The sequence below is a fragment of the Streptomyces sp. RP5T genome (assembly GCF_003933965.1).
Classification (GTDB): Bacteria; Actinomycetota; Actinomycetes; order Streptomycetales; family Streptomycetaceae; genus Streptomyces.
Map to the genome: position 1 here is coordinate 1 of NZ_RSAJ01001086.1, position 1,351 is coordinate 1,351.

A 1,351-nucleotide genomic window follows, 5' to 3' on the forward strand; every position below is an offset into this window, starting at 1 on the left:
GTACTTGGCCACGCTTGTCTTTCCGGCGCCCGACCCCGCGGGCACCACCCTCGCGGTGCTGCTCATCGGTCCGGCGGGCGCCGGAAAGACAAGCGTGGCCAAGTACTGGGCCGACCACCGCCGGGTGCCCACCGCCCACATTAGCCTCGACGACGTCCGTGAGTGGGTCCGCTCGGGCTTCGCCGACCCGCAGTCCGGCTGGAACGACCACTCCGAGGCCCAGTACCGCCTCGCCCGCCGCACCTGCGGCTTCGCCGCCCGCAACTTCCTCGCCAACGGCATCTCCTGCATCCTCGACGACGCGGTCTTCCCGGACCGGCCGGTGGTCGGCCTCGGCGGCTGGAAGCGGCACGTGGGTCCGGGACTGCTCCCGGTGGTCCTGCTGCCCGGCCTGGAGATCGTCCTGGAGCGCAACGCGGAGCGGTCCGGCAATCGCCGCCTGACGGACGAGGAGGTGGCCCGGATCCACGGCCGGATGGCCGGCTGGTACGGCTCGGGACTGCCGATCATCGACAACTCCCAGATGGACGTGCCGCAGACGGCAAGGGTCCTGGACGACGTCCTGGCGCGCTCCATCGCGAGCCCGCCGAACTGGTAGCGCCCGTGAAGGGGAGAGGAGGCCCGGGTGCCCGGCCCCCGGCGGACCCGCGCTCGACCAGCGGCTCTCCCCACTCGGACTCTCCCAAACAGCGGCATACCGGGAGAACTCCTACGCTCAAGTCATGTCAGAGGTGTACGCCACCCGCAGAACCCGCCTACGCGACCGCTGCCAGGCCGGCGGCAGCCAGTCCGCGCTGATCTCCCGTCCGGCCAACGTCCGCTACCTCGCGGGCACCGCCCCGCGCGGCAGCGTGCTGCTGCTCGGCAGGACCGAGGACCTGCTGGTGTGTGCCGGGCCCCCGGACGACCGTCCCGGCATCGGCCGCCCCGACGAGCACCTGCGGCTGCACCACCTGCCCGGTGCCGGGGGCGACCCCGCCGTCGCCGCGGCCGACCTCGCCACCGCTCAGGGCGCGGACTCGCTCGCCGTGGAGGAACAGCACCTCACGGTCTCCCGGTACCGGGCGATCCGCTCGGTCGTCCCGCGGCTGCGGCTGGCCGACCTCGGCGGCGCGGTCGAACAGCACCGCGTCATCAAGGACGAGGAGGAGATCTCCTGCCTGCGCATCGGCGCCGAGATCGCCGACCAGGCCCTCGGCGAACTCCTGGAGTCCATCCTCGTCGGCCGCACCGAGCGGCACCTCGCGCTCGAACTGGAGCGCCGCCTGGTCGACCACGGCGCCGACGGCCCGGCCTTCGCGACCTCCGTCGGCACCGGCCCGAACTCCGGACGTCCCGCCCACCGCCCCAC

At 73.4% G+C, this 1,351-nt stretch carries 2 protein-coding genes; both read left to right on the forward strand.

The features are described 5' to 3' along the window. Positions 1–4: 4 nt before the first annotated feature. Complete coding sequence (locus EHS43_RS44655) at positions 5–598, forward strand: AAA family ATPase (protein WP_125196068.1); 594 nt, start codon at positions 5–7, stop codon at positions 596–598. Positions 599–722: 124 nt separating this feature from the next. Next, a partial coding sequence (locus EHS43_RS44660) for an aminopeptidase P family N-terminal domain-containing protein (RefSeq protein ID WP_125196067.1) occupies positions 723–1,351 on the forward strand: 629 nt, incomplete at its 3' end.